Consider the following 16,919-nt stretch of genomic DNA (forward strand, 5'->3'; position numbering starts at 1 on the left):
TGCCAAATGATGGCAAACGAAAAGCAGTCGTTCCGAAGCTTGAAATAGCTTTTGGAACGGCTGCTTTTAAATTTCAGTCACTTTTTAAACAACGCTTGGTGACAAAATCCTGATACGACGATTAACGGGCTGGATTATTGCGAACCCCATTGGCTTCCGTGAAGTCGATAAAGCCCATGTTCGTATCAATATCGCCGCCATCACCGCTTAAAATCAACGTATTAAGTGTCTTATTGAAGTGGACATTCATATTTGCATTTAAATCTTCTTGTGAGTAACCCTTGATCAGAATCGGCCCGAGGTTGCTATCAATTTTCGTATCATAGTCGGTTGCCGGATCACTGGCTTTGACCACATTCAGTGAAAACTGCACCTGCATATGAATCATAGCGTGTTGTGAATAAGGACCAACGCCGTCTTCAAAGGTCAAAAGTAGTTTCTTGTCCGGATCCAAATGCGGCTTGATCTTGTCAACAGCACCTTCGTCAAAATGAATTTGCATGCAATCAACTCCCTTCGCCGTAAACATAGGCTGATTAGGAAGCAAAAGCAACTGATTCGACTCGGTAATTGGCTCAACGACGCTGTGGATGCGGTGTTACTTGGGGTGGTGGGTGAGGAGTTGCCGATGTTCGGTCACCCGCCTCATGCATGGGGAATCCTTTGATTATGGACTATATTATTTCGATGAAAGCGATTAATATATTTATATAAGAAATGAGGTAATTCAAAATGACAGACACAGTAACAGCACCAAAGTTAACGAACAACGATTTGGCCAATGTGATGTTTGACCGCCATTCAGTGCGGAAATTTGATCCCAACGTCAAAATCAGCCGGGATGAATTGCAGGAAATGATCAAGCAGGCAACCACCGCACCCTCGGCATGTAATCTGCAATCGTGGCATTTTGTCATCATCGATACACCGGAAGCAAAAGAAAAATTGAAGAAAGCGGCCATGAAGTTCAACTATCCGCAAATCGATACGAGTTCAGCCATTATTTTTATCGCAGGGGACACGCAGTCGCACGAAGTCTATCGCGATGTCTGGACTAAAGTTTACGAAGCCGGCAAGATCAGTAAAGAGAAACTTGACCAGATTTTCAATACGTTCTTGCCACTTTATGAACACGCTTCACCGGAGTTTCTGACCCTAGACGCAACCATTGATGGCGCGATGGTCGGCATGCAACTGCTTTTGCTGGCGCGTGCTCACGGCTATGATGCCAATCCTTGGTCTGGTTATGACTTTAAAACCATCATTCCGACGTTGGGACTGGATCCAAAACGGTTTGTGCCAGTTATGGCGATTGCAATCGGGAAAGCAGCGGAAAAACCACTGAAAACCGACCGTTACGATGTCAATCAGTTAATTGACTACTTGGTATAAGTCGTTGACAAACCAAACGATCCGATCTCAATGGAAAAGAGGAAATAAACAATGATCGATGCAGTTAAAACCGATCCTTTCGGTAAAGTAAACGCAATTGACGTGTTGGATCTGGCAAGTCTGGAAGGCCGCGCAGAGAAGGTGCTCGGGCGTGGCGAATTTGGCTACATTAGTGAAGGTTCCGATGATGGCTATACAATGCGCCGGAATACCACCGCGTTTCAAGATGTCGAGATGCTCCCACGTGTCTTACAAGGTGTTGAAAAACCAGATCAGTCAACAACCTTCATGGGCGCTAAGGTGGCTTCGCCGTTACTAACGGCCCCCATTGCCGGAAACACGCTGGCCCATTCGAGCGGTGAACTGGGTTTGGCAAAAGGCGCAAAAGAAGCCGGCATTATGATGTCACAAAGTACTTTTGCCTCCAAACCCATTGCCGAGACTGCTGCAGTCAGTGATGGTGCGCCATATATGTTTCAGCTATACATGCCAAAAGACTGGTCATATTGTGAGTATTTGCTCGATGAGGCCAAAAATGCCGGTGCGTTGGCGATTATTTTGACAGCGGATTCAACGCTGGGCGGATATCGCGAAAAAGATGTCATGAATCATTACCATCTGAAAGGTCGGCTTGCTAATCTGGAAGGCTATAATAGCGGACAAACCGGCGTGGGTGCAGGTGGGTTGTTCAAAGAATCCATGCAAAAACTAGATTTGGCACTTATCGACAAACTTGCCAGCTACTCAGGCTTGCCCATTATTATTAAAGGCATTCAGCATCCTGATGACGCCGTTGCGGCCATAAATGCAGGCGCGGCAGGAATCTATGTCTCTAATCACGGTGGTCGGCAGCTTGACGGAGCACCTGGAGCGATTGAGCAGTTGCCGGCGATTGCGGCCGCGGTCGATCATCGGGTACCGATCATTTTTGATGGCGGCGTGCAGCGTGGAACGCATGTGCTCAAAGCCTTGGCACTTGGCGCAGATCTTGTCGGCGTTGGTCGGCCATTCAGTTATGGCTTGGCGCTTGGCGGCTGGCAAGGCGTCAAGGCAGTAGCTGATCATCTGAAAATGGAAATTAATATTGCCATGCAGCTAACCGGATGCCAAACGATTGAGGATGTTAAACGTATGAAAATTAAGACGCGCTTTGCTTAATTGATTAGCTGGGCCCTTTGTTTCAGGTGTCAGCAAACACGTTTAGATGAACATGTGTAGCCATTTTTGAGAGCACGCACCTGTTGCTAATTTTATACCATGCAAAAGGCGCCACGTACGAAAGTCATGTCTTTCGTACGTGGCGCCTTTTCTGGATCTTAACGGACTTGAACCGTCGACCTCCTGCATGCCATGCAGGCGCTCTCCCAGCTGAGCTAAAGACCCGCTAATTAAGTAGCTTCAAAGCTAATGGATCCAAACGGACTTGAACCGTCGACCTCCTACATGCGAAGCAGGCGCTCTCCCAACTGAGCTATGGACCCAAAACACAAAGACAATTGTACTGAACTTCTGCGGTTGTGTAAAGAGGATTGTCCTTGATACATGACATAGGATTGCCAGCCTTGCTATAAACGACGAATTTTACAAGGATTCATCTCGCTGAGCGATTAGTGAAATGATGATATTTTGGCATGCACCGCCGATGATGAAGATGACCCAAGAATAGGTCCATGTGTGAAAAAGGAATGAAACTAGGAAGTAGGTCACCAGGATAAGCGGCCAGTAAACTTGGCGGAAAAGCGCGATGTCTTGGCGGGCGCGTTGATTGTGGTGGTGCTGTGACGTATTGAAGTTGTCACGATGGCTATGATGAAGGTGTGGCTCAGGATCCGGCACAGCTGTCGCGTCAGTATAGCGCTTTATTTGCGAATAGTTGATGGCGACATACACAATTAAGTAGGTTCCTAGTCCAGCAATGATGAGGAACAAGGCACCACCGGCATCGTCGCTGATAAAATGCGATAAGTAAGTGGACAGAATTGGTGGGATCAACGCGCCAATACAAATCATAATGCCCACGATTAAACCTGCAGAAAATTGCCGCTGATACGTATCGGTTGTTTCTTGGGCAAATCTTTTGGCGCTTTCAGACAAGGACCGGCCATTGAGCCGCTTCTTTTGGAGGCTAAACATGGTGCCGGCCCAAATGAAGAGCCCCACTGCGACAGCATCGAGCAGAAACATGCCGATGATGCCGAAGACCTCAAGCGAGGAATCCGTTGTATAGGCGGGCAAGGCGACGCTGATACAACAAAGAAAAACGCCGAAAGCAATTTGTGTCGCAAACCGGTCGGCAATGTGCCAAAAATGACTGAGCTCCGTTTCAGAAACGGCATCATCAGGCTCCGTAGTTGTGTCGGTGTCTGCGTGGTCAGCCTGAGGCGCTAGCCCTAGATCCTCCCGTAATTCATCAACAGAGCCAAAAGCACGAATGACGGCACCGATTGCAGTTTCTTCGCTTTTACCCTCGCGCAACAAATCACGATAATAATCGCGCATATTGGCAAGCATGTCGGCTTTGGCCTGGCGCGTTTTCGGGTTATCCGGAAAAGAAGCAAATAGACTGTCTAAATAAGCTGTAATTGTATCCATGGGCGATCCTCCAAGGTTCAATTTTGGCAAACAATTAGTTCAAAAATAAATCGACCACATGCTTAACCTGATGCCATTCTTCGGCCTTAACTGCAAGAAAAGCGCGGCCGCTGAGAGTGATGCGATAATAAGTGCGGGGTTTACCGTTCGTAACATCACCCGGATAAGATTCAATATAGCCGTTTTTGCTCAAGCGAGTAAAGGCGGCGTAAAGCGTGGTTTCACGAATCATATACTGGTCATGGGTGCGCTCGCGGATTTCTTTGCCAATTTTGTATCCATAGGAATCACCTTGTTGCAAAATGGCAAGGACGAGTGCGTCGTTGTAACCACGCATGGCATCACTACTGATCACGGCGCTCCTCCTTTTGCGAGTTTTATACTGGTGTGCGCGAGAATACAGATGAGACTGATCTTGATTTTGCTGACTGATTACTTCATCTGTTGGAGTAATATTAACATGATGCAACCATTAGGTAAAGCAAAAAACACCTTCATATCAAGAAGGTGTCGTCAGATTTACTTGATTAGTGGACAAAAACCGTGACAAAGGTGATTAAGCCAAACAGGATACCGGGTACATTGGCAATGATGATGGGCCAGTCTTTAGCTGGTTTCATCCAGCCATAACCGGTCCACAAGGTGGCATTGATCATGGCCACCAACGGCTGAATCGGATTCACCGGTGTTCCAGAAAAGTTAGCCATGATTTCCGGAATGTACGAAACATACATTAAAATACAGGTAAAAGTTGCCAGCCTGCTGAGGAGATTCAGTCGCTTTGCTTTAACGGGGTCAATACCACTGTGATATTTTCCATTGTCAGCTTGCATCAAAAATGCCTCCTTTTGGAATAAAATAACCGTAACACGATCGAACGTGAAAACCAAGGAAGGCATTAACGTGTGATAGAATCAAATAGGCGGCCTGACTTAGGTTGTCAGCTTTAGATTTTTTTCTGAAAATGAACGAAATGAGGGAACATCATGGCAGAACAAGAAGCAGATACGGTCACACGCGTGCAAAAACAAGAAGGCGCCGATGCCATCATGGATAAAGGATTTGTGACCGAACGGGATATTCCCGAAATGATGGCGGCGTCTTGGAGTGAAAAGCTATTGGCGGCGATTAATGACGAATTGCGGTTGCGTACTGTTAGCAATCGCGCTGTGTTACAACGGTTCCATTATTATATGGGCGATGGCTCCATTATTTACGATCCGGGACAACTTAACTCGGAAGGGGCCAAGATTGCGTTGCAACATGCACTGGGGTTCCGGAAGTAGTGGCCTTTTGACTGATGCCTTCTAGCGTTTTGAAACTAGTTTTAGTCGCTGAAGGTTCCGGTTAAGACGACTTTGCCGACCATATGACCCGCCTCGACAAGTTGGGTGGCGGCCTTTAGGTTGGCAACATTAATGCCGGTAAATTCTTTGGTCACCGAAGCTTTGATCTGGCCGTCTTGATACAGCGTCAAAAGCTTGCTTAGAATCGCACCTTGTGTGGCAACATGGTAGTCAAAGTCGGTTTTGGCAAACATGTACTCGTAGTCAAAACTGGCCGCTTTGTCTTTGACAACGCCCAAATCAAGACCGCTTTGGGGACCGACAATGCAGCCGATGTGGCCAAAAGCGCGAATTAACTGGCTGGCAGTGGCCAGATACGGCTCCGGATGATAAAGCAAGGCAACGCCGTCAACGGTTTGAACGCCAGCATGGTGAACCTGACTCACAAGATCTTTATGATAATCAAGTGGCGTTGCAACGCCATGAGCCCGCAACCAGTCATGGTTTTTAGGACTGCTAGTTGCCAAAACATTTAAACCGCTCCACCGCGCCAGTTGACTCAGCATCGAACCGACACCACCGGCGCCGTTAATGATCAATAAGTGCTGGCCTTTGTTGGCATTATATTCCGGGATGAAGCCCATTTTTTCAAAAAGCAATTCCCACGCGGTCAAACCGACAAGCGGCAGTGCTGCCAGGTCAGCAGTGGGTGCTTGTTTTGGCGCCAAAGCGATCAGATCGGCGTCAACAGCCTGAAATTGTTGATCGCTGCCGGGCTTGCGGGTAGTTCCGGCATAGATGACACGATCGCCAACGTGGAAGGCAGTGACGGCGGAGCCGATTTGGGTAATGGTGCCGACTGCATCGTACCCGAGAATCTGTGGTGTTGTTTGTCGTGGTGCGGTTTGGCGGCGTTTGGTGTCAACCGGATTAACCGAGACCCCAGCCACTTGTACAATAACTTCATTGGGTTCCGGTGTCGGTACTGGTAGGGTGAAGCTTTGAAAACTATTGGGTTCAGTAATGGGTAGGCCTTCAGTGAAGCCGATGGCAATGTTTTTTGGCATCTGAATCGTCCTTTCGTTTGATCAGTTATCTGTTGCTATTGTAACCTTTTTATTAAGAGAGTTGGAAATGCAGTGGTTGTTTGGTAAAATATGCAAGATATTGTAGAAAACGCGTTCACCAGCCCAGAAACCTGCGTGTAAGAACCTCGGGTGCGATGGCCAAACCCGGGCCATCACGCCCGAGGCCACTTACACTCCGGTTTCTGAACGGGCTGGTTCACGCTCTTATGAAAAAGCACGTTCAATGACGAAGGAGGCAGCTCGTGAAAAAATTGAGTACAAAGCGTGAATTGATCGGCCTGATCGTTGTTTTGGTTTTGGCAGCGGCAGGCTTTGCATTCTTCGCGTGGTATACGATGCGGCCAGATGATGTCATTGGTACCATTGCAACGATTAGTTTCGGCATTGTTTTGGCTGCCTTGATTGGTATTGCGTTATTTTTGGATGCGGCGGCGACAACTCGGTGGCGCCGATTCTGGGTAGATCTTTTGTTTGCGGCGCTGATGTTGGCGCTCATTGACTACTTCTTCCTTGATACGACAACGCCATGGCAGATGTTGATTGCTGGTGCTGGATTGGCATTAGCACTGGTCGCACTGCTGGCCATTAGAAAATTAGATGAATAAACGGGCTTTGTCCTGGCTGATCAATGATAAAAACGCTTCGGAAAATTTTCCGAAGCGTTTTTTAAGTGCCCAACAATGATGAGACTGCGACTAGTTCATTCGCTGCACAGTAACTGGTACTGTCTTGGGTAATACCTTGGTTAACTCGGTCATCAGGTTCTGAAGACTTGCCTGAAACGTTAGCCGGACCATGCGTCGCTTACTAAGGGCAAAAACCGCGACGACCCATTCCTGGCCATTAGGCAGACTGACAGGTGTCAACGTGATACTAGACATGTTGGTGTATGGAATGACTCGGGCAAGCAAGCCGTTTGCGATAAGCCGAGTCGGGGCCAAGCCACCTGTTCCGGCCATAATGGACAATACCAGGAAGATTGAAATGAATACGATATACGGCATGTTGTTAACGCGGGTTGTCATGAACCAAAAGCCAAGCAACACCGCCCAAACGAGTTGTGAAACCGCATAGCGTGAGGCAAAATTAATTTTGTGTTGCCAATATAGATAATAACCAGCGAGGGCAATCAACACGATGTCTAAGCCGATCAGTAAGACATTAAAACTATTCATGAGAGACTCCTTTTTGATCAACGTCATCAGTCGGGCTGTCGGTTTCATACAAACCGGAAACCTGCTGGTACCAACTGAAGAATCGGGTCACGACAATTTTCAAAACGGCAAAACCCGGAATGCCAAGGATGACACCGACTAAACCGAAGAGATTACCGGCCGTGAGCAAGACCACCACGATTGTAATGGGATGCAATTCAAGCTTGCTGCCCATGACCAGTGGTGAAATAAGTTGCGTTTCAATTAACCATTCAATGAAGAAAACGATAATGACCGCGAGAATCATTTTCGGCGACGTCAACGCGCCCATGATAAGTGGCGGGATCATTGCCAACGCTGACCCGAAATAAGGAATCAGGTTCAATGGGCAAGCCAGCAAGCCGAAAATTAAGCCATAACGCAAGCCAATCACCGAGTAACCGATCATGAACATGATGGCCACGCACAGCGCGACCGTGATTTGGCCCTGAACATATGAACCGACTTTTTCGTTCATCTCGTGCAGCATCTGTTTGACGGACCCACGTAACTTGGTGGGGATAATATGCAGCACCATCGGCGTGAACTTGTCGCCGTCTTTAAGCATGAAGAAGAGAATGATCGGTGCTGTCGAAATCGTGATGACAACATTGCCGACAATGCCAATCAGATTTTGCAGCTGCGAGATGGTACCGGTGACGAAAGCACCTTGTTTGCCAGTGAAGAACGTTTGGACTTCACTGGCGATGTTGTTGAGGTCATGCTGCGATAAAACATTTTGCTTATCATTCAAGTCATCCAGCCATTTACCGATTTCCGTAAAAATTTGCGGTGCCGAATCGACAATGCTGGTAATTTGGTTGCTCACCGCCGGAAGGAAACGCAACAGTCCCCAGACCAGAAGGCCGATCAAAACGACGAAGAGCAACGCAATCGCCCAACCGCGATGCAGCCCGGTTTTTTCAAGGCGATTAATGATCGGAACTGTCAGATAGAAGAGAATGCCGGCGAAAATGAACGGTGGCGCGATGATACCGAGAAAATCGACCACAGGCTGGAATACCCAGGCAATTTTGGTGAAAACAAAAATAACCAGCAGGGCCAAAAGCAGGTCAATTAAGAAGACCATGAACTTGTTGTTGATGAAGCGGCGGTAGAACCATGAATCGGTACGTTTCACAGGCGATCCTCCTCTAAGGACGTTAAAGGTTATGACGCGATTTAATCAGCGGTGTCATTAGTAACCTTTACAAAAGACGACAAGTCGAGCATGAGATCTGTGGTAAACCAAGAAAGCTTCGACGTGCAGTTGCCGTTTTTTTACAAGTCAGCTGATTGCACGTGAGTCATTTTTTTCGAAGTTTCTACCCGCCAGACGTCGGATGCTTCCGTATAACAATGATACTAGACTAGCCATGATTTTTCGAGGCTAGGGTTAACTAAAATGGTTCGAAGAAGGTATCGGCGCCGTTACAATAAATTTACAAAAACACCGATTAGCCGTTACAAATATTAAAAATGCCTAAATAAGGGCGTCAAATGTAAATTTTACATATACAAAAGCTTTACAAATCAAAAAAATCAGGTATGATAAAGTCACAACCAAAACGGTGAGTCAATGTCGGTTTTACCGATACGGAGAGGAGTGACCCCATATGAATTTACTTCGCGGGGCTAAATGGACATTAATAACTCTGACCCTGGTCGCAACATTGCTGTTATTTAGCAACTATGCGACGGCCGGCATCTTGTTGATGGCTCTGGATATTTTCCTAAGCTTCTTCTATGCAGTCATCAAGAGCAGATGTGATCGGCGTCAGATGCATAAGATGCCATTATTGCATAACTAATTTGATGAAATGATCCGCAGCCGTGATGACTGCGGATTTTTTCGTGTAACGACGGCGAAAATGATTGCAAACGTTCGTTCGGTTTGGTATGCTTGGTGTAACAAATGAGAACGGAGCGGTGAGCGGATGCCAACACAAGCGAGTCAAAAACGTTGGAAACAGATTTTACAAACCATCTATGACGCGATCGAGGATCATGGGTATCCACCCACAGTTCGCGAGATCGGCAAATCAGTTGGCCTTAGTTCTTCCAGTACCGTTGCAGCATACTTAGAAAAACTGCTGGCGGCCGGATTGATCGCTAAAGACCCGTCTAAGCCGCGAACAATCGAAGTGACTGCAGCAGGGCGCGATTTTATCGGCGTGCAGGCAGAAGGTATTCCGATTGTCGGTACCGTTGCGGCCGGGGTGCCGATTACTGCCATTGAGAATATCGATGACTATTTCCCGGTGCCGGATGACCTACCATACTCGGCCGATGAGCTGTTCATGCTTCGGGTTCAAGGCAGTTCCATGATCAAGATCGGCATCCTTGATGGCGATCAGATTATTGTGAAGAAGCAAAACGACGCCGAAAATGGGCAGATTGTCGTGGCAATGACCGAAGAAGATGAAGCCACCGTCAAGCGTTTTTACAAAGAAAAGAACGGCATCCGGCTTCATCCGGAAAATGATGATATGGAAGACATGTTTTTCCCGGATGTGACGATTCTCGGCATTGTTGTGAGTTTGTATCGTCCTGCGCTTGTATAAGTGCCAGTAATAATAGACCAAGCTAAAAAAGCATTTGCCGCACACATTCAATTGAGTGTGCGTGGCAAATGCTTTTTTGTTGAGGTGACAGTTGCTACCATTAAGGACGGTTAAGCTGATCAAGATCGTCTTTTGGTACCTTTTTGTAAAATGGGCCATCCGGAAGCTGTTTCAGTAATCCCTTTTTAGTAAGTTGGAATTGAACCGTGTTGCTGGCGGCCTGTGGTTGGGCTTTGCCGGTGAAGGTGAAAATCCTTCCCTTTAAAGTCAGTTGGGCCGCAAAAATACCTTGATCTGTACTTTCAAAGTCACCATCTTGGTTCGACAATGTTTCGAGGTAATAGCCACTGGTTGACGACAACACGCGGATCGCTTTCTTTTGGTCATCCTGTTGGACAAACGCATGACCGACCAGCGTGGACAAGGTTGCTTTAGGCGCAGCTTTTTTTGCTTTTTTCCGGGTTTTTGCCGGCTTTGATGTCCGTTCACTGGTGGCTGATCGAGTTGATGATGGTTTGGCAGTCGGCGTGCCTTGAGAACAACCACTCAGGATAAGTAATAACATGAGCCAAACTAATTTTTTCAATGGTGGTCTCCTAGTGAATGAATTGGATGCAGGTCATGACGATGGGGATGACGATCATGGATAGAAGCGTGGTTTCCGTGACCATGATCGCAGCGTAGTCAGCATCGGCGTCATAAAGTTTGGCAACCACCGGCGCATTGGTCATGACCGGCATGCAGGATTGCAGGATGAAGATTTGTTTCATCAGCGTCGGAACCGGCGCAAAGGCGACCAGTGCCGTCATTAACAGTGGGGCAAAAAGGAAGCGGCCGCTGAAGATGCCGAGTGCTTCCTTGCTGAGGCGCAGTTGACTCCACCCAGCTTCGTGTAAGGCAATGCCGATAAAGAACATGGAGCCCGGAACCGTCAAATCGCCGATATAAGTCAGATCAGACATCAAAAAAGTCGGCAACTTGATATTCAGCAAGACTAACACAATTCCCAGCATGAAACCCAGTAAAGGTGGGGAGAAAACTTTCCCCAAAGCCTTTTTAAGATTAAAGCGGGCTGGTTTGGGGCCATCGCCTTGAATAAGGTAGACGCCGATGGTCCAAAAGATCGTCGTGTTGGCCATGTAATAGACCAAGACATAAGGCAAACTGCGAGGACCGAACAAGGCTAGGTTAACCGGCAGGCCGATAAAAACTGTGTTGGAGTTGAAAAACATGGACTTAAATGTGCCTTTTCGCGACTTTGGAACTTTTAACAGGTAACACACTAAAAAGGATAACGCGAAAAGTATCATCATGGACAAGACCGGAAACAACAAGTTTGGCAATAACCGCAGCAGCATACCGGCAGTGAATTTCGATGCGATGGTTACGATCATATAAGCTGGTAGAGCGACTTGGGTAACAACTTTGGCAATTACCTTGCTTGAGTGGTTATTAAACCAGCCGCGGGCAGTAAGGAAATAGCCGAGAATGATCAAAATGAGAATTTCAAGAACGCCAAAGACGCTTGAGATAAATGCGGTCAAATACCAACACTTCCTTATAAATTATTTTGGCCGCCGTAACATAAAAGTTTGACCAAGTTCGGCATAAGTAGGACCGGCGAGGCGGGCCACCGGTGCCAAAGCGGCAGGATTAACGTGTAAGCTTGGCAAATCAAGCACCGTATCGGCAAAGTGGAACTGTCGAATTTCCAGGATAAAGAGATCGGTGATAATCACCCCGGCACGATCACGAATCGGTACATATTGATAAAGTTGCGTTTCAAAGCGAATACGCGCGGCTTGCAACCCAGGCACCTGAATTTCAGTACTGGCCACCAGTGGCAGATCAATCAGGTTCAATTCGCTTTGATCCGGGGTTAAGCGGGCGGCAGTTTGATTCATCGCCTTGGTGAGATCGATGCTCACCATGTGCACGACCGCTTCATGGCGGGCCAAAAGATTCGCCGCCGTGTCTTTTGGCTGCCCGCCATCACGCAAAATGGACACGGATAGCAATGGCAACTGATTAGAGATGCCGGTTGTAAATGAAAATGGCGCTAAGTTGATGACGCCGGCCGTGCTTTGCGTCGTGATCCACGCGATGGGGCGGGGAATGATGCTGCCAGACAGCAGTTTGTATTGCTCGCGGGATGATAGCTTATTGGCAGATAAGTTGATCATAATAGCCTCCGGTGGCTGGTGAATAAGAATCATGAAAATGCTGGGGAACCTAAAAGGCACGCCATGACTGCAAGTTTAGCGCAGGCGCGAGGTGGCGTCAAAGCCATGCAACGCTTGCTTCGGTTAGGGACAATTCGAGGACTGCTGGCGGTGTGTGTACTCGGTGCCTCAAAGCCAAAAGTTCAATAAAAAAGCAATGTTAGAGAAGATTATCCCAAACATTGCTCGTTAATCAGTTGAAGGAAATGTACCCCTGTTAGGAGTTGCTGTTGCCGGTGGAAGAACTAGCTGGCTGAGTCGGGGATGGTGCCTGGCTACTGGCTTGGCTGCTCGGCGTTGGTTGGCTATTATTTTCAGTACCATTATTATTTGATGTGCCATTATTACCAGTACTACCATTGGACTGTCCGGTACTATTGCCTTGGCTGTGTTCACTTTCCACGCTCGGCGCAGTAGACGGTGTTGGCGTTACTGAAACTCTTGAAGATGGTTCGCTGTATTGCGATGGCTGATAAGTTGACGTTTCACTCGTCGTTGAGCTTGACTCAGAACTTGAAGCAGTCTGCTTTGTCTTGAAATCATCGAGGCTGAGAAGCTTCTTCTTTGAGCGTTGTAACGGCAGGCTGGTTGTTAGGTAACGATAATTGTGCGGTGTTTTGCCCTTTAAGGTAATCGTGTTGTTGAGTTCCTTCTTCAAGGCTGTGGTGTAATCATGAACAGTGCCAGTTGCCCCTTCTGCGGCATATTCAACCGTTGTTGTCGGCTGATTGTGCTTATAAGTTTTCGCGCTGGCATACTTGTAAACATTAGCGTGCGCCGAACTGAGCGTTAACTTGCCTTTTTTCTGTTTGATGTCGCCAGTATCGTTAATAATGCGCGGTTGGTTTCCCGCATCAAAAATCATTAAACGGGTATAGGTTTTGGATGACGTTAACTTCACATAAACCGTCAGATCGTGGTGGTCGCCGTTGGTGTCGGTGACGTCCCCGGAAGCGGTGTAAGTGCCGCTTTTAAATGAACTGGTGACCGTTGATGAAATGGAAATGCTGGTGGCGGAAGACGAAGCTGTCGGTCCTTGAACCTTGGCGCCGCGCAACACCAGCCAAACGAAAACGCCAATGAAAATAACGACCGCACCAATGCCGGTTAATATGAGGTAAAGCCTCCTTCGATTCTTTCGAATACGTTCACGTCGCATGATTGCCTCCTGAAATATGGTGAAAGCCTTTCCCCAATATTAGGGTAAGCAGGTTTGAAACACAAGCAGAATTAAAAAGGCTGCCGGCAAGCAACTTGCTTGGCGCCTTTTGACTGGTTAAAACGAAACTGCCAGCCACTTGATATCAAGTGCAGGCAAATGCCGCTCAGCCAATCGATTAATACAATTGTTACCTAATCATGTCCCCGTTAGCCAGTATTAAGGTTTCAATCGGGACATCAAACGGATCAACTGGCCAATCAGGCTGCGGAAAGGCCATGACTGGCGGAACCAGTGTTAAGGTGTGGCCGGAATATTCGGCTAAAAAGCGATCATAGTAGCCGCCGCCAAAACCGATACGATATCTGTCTGCCAATGAGAAGCCGATTCCGGGCACAATTAAAAGATCCGGAGCCGGCTCAACCAAGTCGGCTTGGTAGGCAGGTTCGGGAATACCAAAAGCACTTTTGACGAGGTGCTCATGGCCGGGATCTGGCAGAAAGACCATCTGGCGTTTTGGCATGACGCGCGGTAAGAAAACGGCTTTAGCAGCAGCATGTGCCGCAGCAATGATCGGCGCTGTGGCGACTTCAAAAGGGCCGCTGACCGTGATGCCGATGCTTTTGGCCTGTTGCCAGACGGTTGTCTTGATTAAAGTCGCCATTAGTGTTTCGCTAGCTGCCTGGGTTTCAGCGGCAGCTTCCTGAAGGCGTTTAAGCTGGCGGGTGCGGAATTCGGCTTTTGTGGCCATGGGAACCTCACTTATCTTTAAGAAATTCGCTTAAAACAACGGCTTGGTTATGGGTCTCGTCTTTGGCACCGTATAACATGATAATCGGATCCTGTTCATGCGCTTTTAGCGTCTTGATGAAATCCGGCAAATCAGGATTAGCAGCAAGTTCCGCTAAGTAACGCTTTTTGAATTCGGGGTACTTTTCTGGATCGTGGCCAAACCATTTTCGTAATTCTGCTGTCGGCGCAATGGTTTTGGCCCACAAATCTAAGGCAGCGTTGACTTTACTGATGCCCCGCGGCCAAACCCGATCAACGAGGACACGGAAGCCGCTTGCTTGGGGTTTTTGATAGATGCGTTCGAGTGTTACTTTCAAAATCATCACCTCATAATTATCATACCAGTTTTGACAAGTCGTGAATGTTCAAATAGCGATACGGTATACTAGTCAAAAGAGGTGTCAACATGATTACGTGCTATCAAATTCAAAAGCAACGCAATGTGCAGGTGGCGACGGATGATCAAGCCAACTGGATTCGGGTTCAGTCGCCGTTGCCGCAGGAGTTGCAAACACTGGCCACCAAGTATGGCTTGCCCAAAACGTACGTGGACGCGGCACTTGACCAACATGAAAATGCCCGGGTCGAAGGATTGAATCCCGCTGATGACGTTCCCGGGTTAATCGTGCTGCGTTACCCGATTGAGATGACGAACGAGATGGGGTTCCGCCAATTTAATACAGTGCCGCTGACCATGATTTTGTTAGCCGATCGGGTCATTACGATCATGGACCATCCCTTGCAGGCGTTTGACGACTTGGCGGAGCAGAAGCTTTCACCCAAGCCGGAAGAATTTGCGCTAGAAGTGCTGTGGCGGGTTTTACACCAATTTGTGATCGATATGGACAAGTTAAATGATGAAACGAAACAGATTGAAGGCAGTTTAGGCAAAGCCGCTAAAAACACGCAGCTTTATCAGCTCATGGCGATGCAGAAAAGTCTAGTGTTCTTTGATGCGGCGCTTGATCATTCCGGAAACTTGTTGAAAAGCTTACGGGCAGGCGAACGCTTTTTCAACACCAATGGTTACCTTCGCCGGCTACATGATGTCGAAGTCGAGGTCGTCGAGGCGCAGACGATGGTCCGGATTACCAACAAGTTACTGGATCAGTATTCAACCACTGTTAGTGCGATCGTTTCAAATAACTTGAACCTCATCATGAAGGTTTTGACCAGCCTGACCATTATTTTAACGATTCCTACGATTGTCGGCGGCATTTACGGCATGAATGTCCGCCTGCCATTTGCCAATGCCTATTGGGCGTTCTGGTGGTTAATTGGCGGTACGGCGGTCTTGTGCGGAATCGCTGCTTGGTGGTTATGGCGGAAGGATTATTTTTAATTGAGCGAAGACTTTTCGGTAAGCAAAAACGGTCGAAGGAAGGCAACTTTCTTTTCGGCCGTTTTTACTTGTTTGAAGTCTAAACCACTTTTGGCGTGCTCAGAATCTGCGCAAAGCGGTTCATGGTGGGTGTCAAGACGCGATCCTGGCGATAGACAAACGAGATGGTGAAGGCCGGCTGTTTGGGGTCGTCGATTTTGAGCGATGCGAGATGATCGTCAGGCTGAATGGCGACTTTGGTTAAAAAGCCGATGCCTACGTTCTGGGTGACCAAGCGTTTTAACAGCAGAACGTCACTGGTGCGATAAACCACTTTCGGCGTGAAGGTGTGTTGCTGTTGAAACCAGGAAAATGCCCGGGTATGGACGAAACCTTCGCTCAAGGTGATAAACTGCCGATCAGCAAGTGTTGCGAAGGGGACGTGTGTTTGTTGGGCCAAGGGGTCATTTTCGGCGGTAATGATGACAAACGGCGCCGTATCGATTTGGATGACGTGCAGGTCGGGATCGACCAACGGACCGCTGGCACCCAGTAAGGCAAAATCGAGATTGCCGTCTTTGATTTGATCAAGAAGTGCGGCTGACCCGGCTTCAAATGTTTCCAGTTGCGGCATCAGTCCGGCAGCAATCAAGTCGACCGCAATTTTTGGAAACAGATAACTGCCAATAATCGGTGGCAGACCGAAGCGAATCTTGCTTTTCTGATCCCAGGCAATGTCCTGCTTGGCCAAATCCAACTGATGCAGAATAATCGCGGCGTGACTGGCAAGCTGTTCACCAGCCGGCGTCACACTGATTTCATGATGACGGCGGTCACGAATGATCAACTGTGCCTGAAAATGATCCTCCAGCCGTTTGATCGCCGCAGTGATGGTCGGTTGACTAACCGCAAACTTTTCGGCCGTTTGCGAAAAGTTACGGGTATCGGTAAGTTCGAGAAAATATTCAAAGTCTCTGGTGTTCACATGTAAACCTCCTGTGAGCGTGAGCAGGAGCGCTTAGAAATCGGAGTGTAAGTGGCCTCAAACCTAAATGGCTGGGCTGTGGCCATTTAGGTTTGAGGTCCTTACACGGAGATTTCTGCGACTGCGAACGCGTTAATGTGAGCGTGAGCCGACGCACGTTAACGTAAAGAAAATAATAATCATGAAAGCATATAAAAATATTTTATCACTCCTGCCAAGTTTGACTATAAGATTGGACGCGGCGTAATGTCTGGTCTTGTAATTAAAAGTTGTGTTTGCTTCACGGCATATTAGCGCGAGCCGGCTAAAAAGAGTTGGCCCATGT

At 47.8% G+C, this 16,919-nt stretch carries 21 protein-coding genes and 2 tRNA genes; 7 read left to right on the forward strand and 16 right to left on the reverse strand.

What is annotated here, in order from left to right:
* Positions 1–121 precede the first annotated feature (121 nt).
* Positions 122–502: an iron-sulfur cluster biosynthesis family protein gene (locus LACZS1_RS03290; RefSeq protein ID WP_070652136.1), complete on the reverse strand. Its 381-nt coding sequence runs from the start codon at positions 500–502 to the stop codon at positions 122–124.
* Between the two features lie 230 nt (positions 503–732).
* Between LACZS1_RS03290 and LACZS1_RS03295 the strand changes: the two genes are divergently transcribed.
* The gene (locus LACZS1_RS03295) at positions 733–1,392 is read left to right on the forward strand and encodes a nitroreductase family protein (protein ID WP_070652137.1); all 660 of its coding nucleotides are present in this window, start codon (positions 733–735) and stop codon (positions 1,390–1,392) included.
* 51 nt (positions 1,393–1,443) lie between these two features.
* On the forward strand, positions 1,444–2,550 hold the full coding sequence (locus LACZS1_RS03300) for an alpha-hydroxy-acid oxidizing protein (protein WP_070652138.1): 1,107 nt from the start codon (positions 1,444–1,446) through the stop codon (positions 2,548–2,550).
* Positions 2,551–2,702: 152 nt separating this feature from the next.
* On the opposite strand, the gene LACZS1_RS03305 is transcribed toward LACZS1_RS03300, so the two are convergent.
* From LACZS1_RS03305 to LACZS1_RS03325, 5 genes are all read right to left on the reverse strand, one after another.
* Positions 2,703–2,775: transfer RNA gene (locus LACZS1_RS03305), tRNA-Ala, on the reverse strand.
* 25 nt (positions 2,776–2,800) lie between these two features.
* Positions 2,801–2,873: transfer RNA gene (locus LACZS1_RS03310), tRNA-Ala, on the reverse strand.
* Between the two features lie 100 nt (positions 2,874–2,973).
* Positions 2,974–3,984, reverse strand: a complete 1,011-nt coding sequence (locus LACZS1_RS03315) for a permease prefix domain 1-containing protein (protein WP_070650276.1) — start codon at positions 3,982–3,984, stop codon at positions 2,974–2,976.
* A 34-nt stretch (positions 3,985–4,018) separates the two neighbouring features.
* A complete protein-coding gene (locus tag LACZS1_RS03320) occupies positions 4,019–4,339 on the reverse strand; it encodes a PadR family transcriptional regulator (protein WP_070650277.1) in 321 nt (106 codons plus the stop codon).
* Between the two features lie 172 nt (positions 4,340–4,511).
* On the reverse strand, positions 4,512–4,817 hold the full coding sequence (locus LACZS1_RS03325; protein WP_010493599.1) for a SemiSWEET family transporter: 306 nt from the start codon (positions 4,815–4,817) through the stop codon (positions 4,512–4,514).
* 153 nt (positions 4,818–4,970) lie between these two features.
* Here LACZS1_RS03325 and LACZS1_RS03330 point away from each other — a divergent pair, with 153 nt between their 5' ends.
* The gene (locus LACZS1_RS03330; protein ID WP_010493601.1) at positions 4,971–5,270 is read left to right on the forward strand and encodes a hypothetical protein; all 300 of its coding nucleotides are present in this window, start codon (positions 4,971–4,973) and stop codon (positions 5,268–5,270) included.
* A gap of 41 nt (positions 5,271–5,311) precedes the next feature.
* Here the strand turns inward: LACZS1_RS03330 and LACZS1_RS03335 are convergent, their stop codons facing one another.
* Positions 5,312–6,337, reverse strand: a complete 1,026-nt coding sequence (locus LACZS1_RS03335; RefSeq protein ID WP_070650278.1) for a zinc-binding alcohol dehydrogenase family protein — start codon at positions 6,335–6,337, stop codon at positions 5,312–5,314.
* Positions 6,338–6,600: 263 nt separating this feature from the next.
* On the opposite strand from LACZS1_RS03335, the gene LACZS1_RS03340 reads away from it, so the two are divergent.
* Complete coding sequence (locus LACZS1_RS03340; protein ID WP_010493605.1) at positions 6,601–6,963, forward strand: hypothetical protein; 363 nt, start codon at positions 6,601–6,603, stop codon at positions 6,961–6,963.
* Positions 6,964–7,053: 90 nt separating this feature from the next.
* On the opposite strand, the gene LACZS1_RS03345 is transcribed toward LACZS1_RS03340, so the two are convergent.
* Together LACZS1_RS03345 and LACZS1_RS03350 are read right to left on the reverse strand one after the other, a co-directional pair.
* A complete protein-coding gene (locus tag LACZS1_RS03345; RefSeq protein WP_010493607.1) occupies positions 7,054–7,533 on the reverse strand; it encodes a hypothetical protein in 480 nt (159 codons plus the stop codon).
* A complete protein-coding gene (locus tag LACZS1_RS03350) occupies positions 7,526–8,692 on the reverse strand; it encodes an AI-2E family transporter (RefSeq protein ID WP_070650279.1) in 1,167 nt (388 codons plus the stop codon). The genes LACZS1_RS03345 and LACZS1_RS03350 overlap by 8 nt, the downstream gene beginning before the upstream one ends.
* Before the next feature lie 475 nt (positions 8,693–9,167).
* On the opposite strand from LACZS1_RS03350, the gene LACZS1_RS03355 reads away from it, so the two are divergent.
* Both LACZS1_RS03355 and lexA read left to right on the forward strand, forming a co-directional pair.
* Positions 9,168–9,362, forward strand: a complete 195-nt coding sequence (locus LACZS1_RS03355) for a hypothetical protein (RefSeq protein WP_010493614.1) — start codon at positions 9,168–9,170, stop codon at positions 9,360–9,362.
* A gap of 126 nt (positions 9,363–9,488) precedes the next feature.
* Entirely contained in the window at positions 9,489–10,115 is a 627-nt protein-coding gene (gene lexA / locus LACZS1_RS03360) for a transcriptional repressor LexA (RefSeq protein ID WP_010493617.1), read from the forward strand.
* A gap of 100 nt (positions 10,116–10,215) precedes the next feature.
* Here lexA and LACZS1_RS03365 read toward each other — a convergent pair whose 3' ends face one another.
* From LACZS1_RS03365 to LACZS1_RS03390, 6 genes are all read right to left on the reverse strand, one after another.
* Positions 10,216–10,680, reverse strand: a complete 465-nt coding sequence (locus LACZS1_RS03365; protein WP_172493500.1) for a hypothetical protein — start codon at positions 10,678–10,680, stop codon at positions 10,216–10,218.
* 31 nt (positions 10,681–10,711) lie between these two features.
* The gene (locus tag LACZS1_RS03370) at positions 10,712–11,659 is read right to left on the reverse strand and encodes an AEC family transporter (RefSeq protein ID WP_070650281.1); all 948 of its coding nucleotides are present in this window, start codon (positions 11,657–11,659) and stop codon (positions 10,712–10,714) included.
* Positions 11,660–11,680: 21 nt separating this feature from the next.
* Positions 11,681–12,298 carry a flavin reductase family protein gene (locus tag LACZS1_RS03375; RefSeq protein WP_070650282.1) on the reverse strand — a complete coding sequence of 206 codons (618 nt, stop codon included), beginning with the start codon at positions 12,296–12,298 and terminating at the stop codon, positions 11,681–11,683.
* Between the two features lie 256 nt (positions 12,299–12,554).
* The gene (locus tag LACZS1_RS03380) at positions 12,555–13,496 is read right to left on the reverse strand and encodes a hypothetical protein (RefSeq protein WP_070650283.1); all 942 of its coding nucleotides are present in this window, start codon (positions 13,494–13,496) and stop codon (positions 12,555–12,557) included.
* A gap of 190 nt (positions 13,497–13,686) precedes the next feature.
* Entirely contained in the window at positions 13,687–14,247 is a 561-nt protein-coding gene (locus LACZS1_RS03385; protein ID WP_070650284.1) for a 5-formyltetrahydrofolate cyclo-ligase, read from the reverse strand.
* Positions 14,248–14,254: 7 nt separating this feature from the next.
* Positions 14,255–14,611, reverse strand: coding sequence for a DUF488 domain-containing protein (locus LACZS1_RS03390; RefSeq protein ID WP_010493632.1), 357 nt, complete (start codon positions 14,609–14,611; stop codon positions 14,255–14,257).
* 83 nt (positions 14,612–14,694) lie between these two features.
* Here LACZS1_RS03390 and LACZS1_RS03395 point away from each other — a divergent pair, with 83 nt between their 5' ends.
* Positions 14,695–15,630: a magnesium transporter CorA family protein gene (locus LACZS1_RS03395; protein ID WP_070650285.1), complete on the forward strand. Its 936-nt coding sequence runs from the start codon at positions 14,695–14,697 to the stop codon at positions 15,628–15,630.
* Between the two features lie 79 nt (positions 15,631–15,709).
* Here LACZS1_RS03395 and LACZS1_RS03400 read toward each other — a convergent pair whose 3' ends face one another.
* Positions 15,710–16,594, reverse strand: coding sequence for a LysR family transcriptional regulator (locus LACZS1_RS03400; protein WP_010493636.1), 885 nt, complete (start codon positions 16,592–16,594; stop codon positions 15,710–15,712).
* Positions 16,595–16,919 lie beyond the last annotated feature (325 nt).

Origin of the sequence: Lacticaseibacillus zeae subsp. silagei (genome assembly GCF_030770335.1) — a bacterium.
Lineage (GTDB): Bacteria > Bacillota > Bacilli > Lactobacillales > Lactobacillaceae > Lacticaseibacillus > Lacticaseibacillus zeae.

Excerpts from the sequence above, each read along its gene's own strand:
- LACZS1_RS03290 (WP_070652136.1), bottom strand. The coding sequence starts at position 502 with ATGCAAATTCATTTTGACGAAGGTGCTGTTGACAAGATCAAGCCGCAT.
- LACZS1_RS03295 (WP_070652137.1), top strand. The coding sequence starts at position 733 with ATGACAGACACAGTAACAGCACCAAAGTTAACGAACAACGATTTGGCC.
- LACZS1_RS03300 (WP_070652138.1), top strand. The coding sequence starts at position 1,444 with ATGATCGATGCAGTTAAAACCGATCCTTTCGGTAAAGTAAACGCAATT.
- LACZS1_RS03315 (WP_070650276.1), bottom strand. The coding sequence starts at position 3,984 with ATGGATACAATTACAGCTTATTTAGACAGTCTATTTGCTTCTTTTCCG.
- LACZS1_RS03325 (WP_010493599.1), bottom strand. The coding sequence starts at position 4,817 with ATGCAAGCTGACAATGGAAAATATCACAGTGGTATTGACCCCGTTAAA.
- LACZS1_RS03330 (WP_010493601.1), top strand. The coding sequence starts at position 4,971 with ATGGCAGAACAAGAAGCAGATACGGTCACACGCGTGCAAAAACAAGAA.
- LACZS1_RS03335 (WP_070650278.1), bottom strand. The coding sequence starts at position 6,337 with ATGCCAAAAAACATTGCCATCGGCTTCACTGAAGGCCTACCCATTACT.
- LACZS1_RS03345 (WP_010493607.1), bottom strand. The coding sequence starts at position 7,533 with ATGAATAGTTTTAATGTCTTACTGATCGGCTTAGACATCGTGTTGATT.
- LACZS1_RS03355 (WP_010493614.1), top strand. The coding sequence starts at position 9,168 with ATGAATTTACTTCGCGGGGCTAAATGGACATTAATAACTCTGACCCTG.
- lexA (WP_010493617.1), top strand. The coding sequence starts at position 9,489 with ATGCCAACACAAGCGAGTCAAAAACGTTGGAAACAGATTTTACAAACC.
- LACZS1_RS03365 (WP_172493500.1), bottom strand. The coding sequence starts at position 10,680 with ATGTTATTACTTATCCTGAGTGGTTGTTCTCAAGGCACGCCGACTGCC.
- LACZS1_RS03375 (WP_070650282.1), bottom strand. The coding sequence starts at position 12,298 with ATGATCAACTTATCTGCCAATAAGCTATCATCCCGCGAGCAATACAAA.
- LACZS1_RS03380 (WP_070650283.1), bottom strand. The coding sequence starts at position 13,496 with ATGCGACGTGAACGTATTCGAAAGAATCGAAGGAGGCTTTACCTCATA.
- LACZS1_RS03385 (WP_070650284.1), bottom strand. The coding sequence starts at position 14,247 with ATGGCCACAAAAGCCGAATTCCGCACCCGCCAGCTTAAACGCCTTCAG.
- LACZS1_RS03390 (WP_010493632.1), bottom strand. The coding sequence starts at position 14,611 with ATGATTTTGAAAGTAACACTCGAACGCATCTATCAAAAACCCCAAGCA.
- LACZS1_RS03395 (WP_070650285.1), top strand. The coding sequence starts at position 14,695 with ATGATTACGTGCTATCAAATTCAAAAGCAACGCAATGTGCAGGTGGCG.